This is a genomic window from Clostridia bacterium (assembly GCA_019683875.1).
Lineage (GTDB): Bacteria > Bacillota > Sulfobacillia > RBS10-35 > Bu92 > Bu92.
The window spans coordinates 1-5,527 of sequence record JADGHN010000110.1; the positions used below are offsets into that span (position 1 = coordinate 1).

Genomic DNA, 5,527 nt, shown 5'->3' on the forward strand with positions numbered 1-5,527 from the left:
TCTCCGGGGGCTTTGCCGGATTCCGCGCGCCCATGAAGCTCACTCCAGCATGGGAATGCGCACGCCGCGCTCGCGCGCGACCTGGATCGCCCTCTCGTACCCGGCGTCGGCGTGGCGCGCCACGCCCATGCCCGGGTCCGTGACGAGCACGCGCGACAGGCGCTGCTCCGCCTCCTCCGTGCCGTCGGCGACGACGACCATGCCGGCGTGGATCGAGTACCCGATGCCCACACCGCCGCCGTGGTGCACGGACACCCACGTGGCCCCGGCCGCCGTGTTCAGGAGGGCGTTCAGGATCGGCCAGTCGGCGATGGCGTCGGAGCCGTCCTTCATCCCCTCCGTCTCGCGGTAGGGCGAGGCCACGGAGCCGGCGTCGAGGTGGTCGCGGCCGATGACGATCGGCGCCTTCAGGCGGCCGCTCTTCACCATCTCGTTGAACTTCAGGCCGGCCTTGTCGCGCTGCCCGTAGCCGAGCCAGCAGATGCGCGCCGGCAGCCCCTGGAAGGGGATCTTCTTCTGCGCCATCTCGATCCAGCGCCGCAGCGACGGGTCATCGGGGAAGAGCTCCAGGATCGCCTCGTCCGTGCGGTAGATGTCCTCCGGGTCGCCGGAGAGCGCCGCCCAGCGGAACGGTCCCTTCCCTTCGCAGAAGAGGTTGCGCACGTACGCCGGCACGAAGCCGGGGTAGGAGTAGGCGTCCTCCCGCGGCACGCCGCCGAGCGCCGCCTGCTCGCGCAGGTTGTTGCCGTAGTCGAACGCCACCGCGCCGCGCGCCTTCATCGCCAGGATGGCGCGCACGTGCTCCGCCATGGAGGCGCGCGCACGGCGGATGTAGCCGTCGGGGTCGGTGCGGCGCAGTTCCGCCGCCGCCTCCAGGGACAGACCGGCCGGGATGTAGCCGTTCAACGGGTCGTGCGCGGAGGTCTGGTCGGTGACGACGTCCGGGATGACGCCGCGCCGCACGAGTTCCGGCAGCACCTCCGCGGCGTTGCCGAGCACGGCGATGGACACGGCCTCCTTGCGGGCCTGCGCCTCTCGCGCCCAGGCAATGGCCTCGTCGAGCGACCGCGCCACCTTGTCGACGTAGCCGATGGCGTGGCGCCGCTCGATCCGTTGCGGGTCGACCTCGACGATCAGCCCCACGCCGCCGTTCATCGTGATGGCCAGGGGCTGCGCGCCGCCCATGCCGCCGAGCCCCGCCGTCACGACGAGCCGCCCGGCGAGCGAGCCGCCGAAGTGCTGGCGCGCGCACTCGGCCAGCGTCTCATACGTGCCCTGGATGATGCCCTGCGTGCCGATGTAGATCCAGGAGCCGGCCGTCATCTGGCCGTACATGGTGAGGCCGAGCCGCTCGTACTCGCGGAAGTATTCCCAGTCGCCCCACGCGGGGACGAGCATGGCGTTCGAGATGAGCACGCGCGGCGCCAGCCGGTGCGTGCGGAACACGGCGACGGGCTTGCCCGACTGGACGACGAGCGTCTCGTCCTCCTCCAGGGTCTCCAGCGTCCGCACGATGGCGTCGAAGGCCTCCCAGTTGCGGGCCGCCTTGCCCGCCCCGCCGTACACGACGAGCGCGTCGGGGTTCTCCGCCACCTCCGGATCCAGGTTGTTCATGAGCATGCGCAGCGGCGCTTCCGTCTGCCAGGACTTGCAGCGCAGCTCGGTGCCGCGCGGCGCGCGGACGCGGCGCGGGCCGCTCGCCGGCCGGCTCTCCTTCTGCGTCGTCGACATCCCTTGCACCTCCCGCAGGCTGTGGACGGTCCGGGGTCGCCCCTAGGCCGTCAGTTCCTCGCGGATGATCTCCGTCAGCCGCTCCTTGAGCGCCGTGAACTCCGGCGTGAAGCGGACATGGTAGTCGCGCGGCCGGGGCAGGTCGACGGGCACGACCTCCCGGATCCGGCCCGGCCGCTTCGTCATCACCACGACGGCGTCGGCCATGAAGACGGCCTCCTCGATGTCGTGCGTGACGAAGAGGATCGTCTTATGGTACTTCTCCCATACGCTCAGCACGTGTTCCTGCATCATGGCGCGCGTCTGGGCGTCGAGGGCGCCGAACGGCTCGTCGAGCAGCAGCACCTGCGGGTCGTTGGCCAGGGCGCGCGCGATGGCCACGCGCTGCTTCATGCCGCCGGAAAGTTCCTTGGGGTACCGGTCGGCGAACGCCTCAAGCCCGATCTGCCGCAGGTACTCGTCGGAAATCGCCCGCCGCTCCCGCGGCGGCACGCCCTTCGCGCGCAGGCCGAACTCGATGTTCTCCCGCACCGTGAGCCAGGGGAACAGCGAGTACGCCTGGAACACCATGCCGCGGTCCGCACCCGGCCCGTGCACCTCCCGGCCGCCCACGCGGACGACGCCCTGGCTCGCCTCCTCAAGGCCCGCCACGATGCGCAAAAGCGTCGACTTGCCGCAGCCGGAGGGGCCGAGGATCGTCACGAAGGACCCGGCCGGCACGTCCAGGGAGACGGGCGCCAGCGCCTCGACGGTGCCGCGGTTGGAGACGAACGTCTTCGCCACATTCTCGATCCGCACGTCCATGGCGCCGTCACCCCCTCCAGGCGAACAGCGCCTGGCCGATCGCCTTCATGATGAGATCGGAGACCAGCCCGATGACGCCGATCACCAGGATGCCGAAGATGATGTTGCCGGTGTTGAGCATGCGCTGCGACTGGAGGATCACGTGGCCGATCCCGCTCTCCGCGGCGACGAGCTCCGCCACGATGATGTACGTCCACGCCCAGCCCAGCACGAGGCGCAGCGTGTCGTAGATCGCCGGCCAGGCGTTGGGCAGGATGACGTGGCGGACGACGAACGCGTCGCTCGCGCCGAGCGTGTAGGCCGCCTCGACGAGCTCCCGCTGCGCCTGGCGGACGTGCACGGCCACCATGAGCACCAGGGAGAACACGCTGCCGAGGAAGATGACGGCCACCTTCTCGGCCTCGCCCACGCCCACCCAGAGGATGAGCAGCGGGATGAAGGCCGAGGCCGGCATGTAGCGCGCGAACGAGACGAGCGGCTCCACGAGCGCCTCGATCGGCCGGTACACGCCCATGAGGATGCCGAGCGGCAGCGCGACGACGCACGCCGCGGCGAAGCCGGCGAACACCCGCAGGACCGTCGCGAGCACGTCGGCGCCGAAGCCCATGTCGCGGAAGAGCTCGAGGCCGCGCCGCAGGATGTCCACGGGCGCCGGCAGGAAGAGCGGATCGACCATGCGGGTGTACGTGAGCAGGCTCCACACCGCGATGAGCCCCAGGAAGCCCGCCGCCGCGAAGGCGGTGTACGCCGGGGCGGGGATCTCGCCCAGCGGCTTGAACGCGCGCCCCGGCCGGCGGCGACCGGCCGGGGTCGACCTCATCTCAAGCGAACGTTCCTCGCGCATGGGACATCACTGCACGAACTGCGGGTCGATCAGCGCGTTCACGTCCGGCTTCGACGCGATGATCTTCTTCTCAAGCCAGAAGTCCGCGGCCATCTGCGTCAGGCTGTAGAGCTCCCCGGGCTTCTCCGCCGTGCCGAAGTAGTCCCGGTTCATCGACTGGTCATACCAGCGGATGTCCCCGAGCTCCGCCTTGAAGTCGTCGACGCCCTGGCCCATCCCCTTCGCCATGATGGCGTACGCGTCGTCCGGGTTGCTCTTGATGTAGTCGAGCGCGTCGAACCAGGCGCGCACGATGGCGCGGACCGCGTCCGGGTGCGCGTCGACGAAGTCCTTGCGCATGCCCAGGGTGTCGGTGATCACGCCGGGCGTGGCGTCGCTCTTGATGAGGACGTGGCCGAAGGTGGTCTTCTCGGCGCGGGACAGCCACGGCTGCCACGTCACGGCGGCGTCCACCTTGCCTGCGACGAACGCGGCGCCGGCGTCGCCGGCCGTCATACTCTGGAAGTGGATCGAGTTCGGGTCGACGCCGTTCTTGTTGAGCAGGTACAGGAACCAGAAGTAGCTGGCGCCGCCGTCCGTCTGCACGGCGACGTTCTTCCCGGCGAGATCCTGAAGCGACTGGATCTCCTTCTTCGCGACGATGCCGTCGCCGCCGTGGGAGTCGTCGAGGGCCAGCACCTGCACGACCGGCACGCCGGACGCGGCCGTCACCACGTGGGTGTCGACCGTCGTGACGAAGCCCTGGATGCGGTTCGCGGCCAGCGCGCTGCGCCGGTCGGCCACGGCTTCCATCGTCTCAAGCGTGACGTGGACGCCTTCCTTGTCGAAGAAGCCCTTCTCCTCCGCCACGTAGAGCGGAGCGAAGCCGATCCACGTGGAGAGGGCCAGGGTGACGTTCTCGACCTTCGCTTCCGACGCGCCGCCGGAGCCGGACGAGCCGCTCTCCGGGCTGGAGGAGCCTCCCCCGCAGCCGGCCGCGGCCAGCAGGGCGGCGGTGACGATGCCGGCGAGCGCCGTCTTCAACCATGGGCCACGCATGTGGCTTTCCTCCTAAGATGGCGGCGCCCCGCGGAGCGCGCGGCGCCGCATCGAGTGGTGGTGGACCGGATCCTCGGATGACGTCCCGTTTGAGTCCTGATGATGATGCGGCATCCGGACGCTCCCCCCTTTGAATCCAGATGGTAGCACGTCCGGACGGCGGCTTGCGCTGGAGATCGGCACCATGCACGTCTAGGCGTCACTCCCCGCGGCGGAGCCGGTCGTGCCGGCGCCCGTCGCCTCGCCAAACGATCCGTCCAGGATGCGCGCCGCGACGGCCTCGATGTCCGCCGCGTACGACCGGTCGCCCGAGTAGGGCGGGACGAGCGAGCGCACCCAGCCGTGCACGGCGCGCGTGAACGGCGCGAGGGCCGTCCGGTCCTTGTACTCCAGCGCCTGCGCCGCGCAGATGAGCTCGATGGCCACCGCGCGCGCGGCGTTCTCCACGACGGCCCACGCCTGGCGCGCGGCGATCGTGCCCATGCTCACGTGGTCCTCCTGGTTCGCGGACGAGGGGATCGAGTCCACGCTGGCGGGGTGCGCGAGGACCTTGTTCTCGGAGACCAGGGCGGCGGCCACGTATTGAAGGATCATGAGGCCGGACGAGCGTCCCGCCGAGGGCGTGAGGAAGGCGGGGAGCCCGCTCAGCTGCGGGTTGACGAGCCGCTCCGTGCGCCGCTCGGAGATGTTGGCCAGCTCCGCGACGGCGATCTTCAGGTAGTCGAGGGCGAGGGCCACCGGCTGACCGTGGAAGTTGCCGCCGGACAGGATGAGGCCCTCGTCGGGGAAGACGAGCGGGTTGTCGGTGGCGGCGTTCATCTCGATGGCGAGCGTTGCCTCCACGTGCCGGAGCGCCCGCCGCGAGGCGCCGTGCACCTGCGGCACGCAACGCAGGGCGTACGCGTCCTGGACCTTCTCGGGCGTCGAGGGGCGCACGTGCCGGCTTCCCTCGAGGTACTGCCGGATGCGTCGCGCCACCTCCGCCTGCTCCGGGTAGGGGCGCACGGCCTGGATCTCCTCGCGGAACGCGTCGATCACGCCGTCCAGCGCCTCCATGGTGAGCGCGGCGGCGGCGTCGGCGGCGTCGGCCACGCGGCACGCCCGCCACCA

At 70.6% G+C, this 5,527-nt stretch carries 5 protein-coding genes; all 5 read right to left on the minus strand.

Features of this window, described 5'->3' with window-relative positions; all coding sequences use genetic code 11:
• Positions 1–39 precede the first annotated feature (39 nt).
• Positions 40–1,731, minus strand: a complete 1,692-nt coding sequence (gene hutU / locus IRZ18_08155) for a urocanate hydratase (GenBank protein MBX5477074.1) — start codon at positions 1,729–1,731, stop codon at positions 40–42.
• Positions 1,732–1,773: 42 nt separating this feature from the next.
• Positions 1,774–2,535: an ABC transporter ATP-binding protein gene (locus tag IRZ18_08160; GenBank protein ID MBX5477075.1), complete on the minus strand. Its 762-nt coding sequence runs from the start codon at positions 2,533–2,535 to the stop codon at positions 1,774–1,776.
• A gap of 7 nt (positions 2,536–2,542) precedes the next feature.
• Positions 2,543–3,379: an ABC transporter permease gene (locus tag IRZ18_08165; protein ID MBX5477076.1), complete on the minus strand. Its 837-nt coding sequence runs from the start codon at positions 3,377–3,379 to the stop codon at positions 2,543–2,545.
• 6 nt (positions 3,380–3,385) lie between these two features.
• Positions 3,386–4,417: an ABC transporter substrate-binding protein gene (locus tag IRZ18_08170; GenBank protein ID MBX5477077.1), complete on the minus strand. Its 1,032-nt coding sequence runs from the start codon at positions 4,415–4,417 to the stop codon at positions 3,386–3,388.
• A gap of 192 nt (positions 4,418–4,609) precedes the next feature.
• A partial coding sequence (locus tag IRZ18_08175) for an aromatic amino acid lyase (protein MBX5477078.1) occupies positions 4,610–5,527 on the minus strand: 918 nt, incomplete at its 5' end.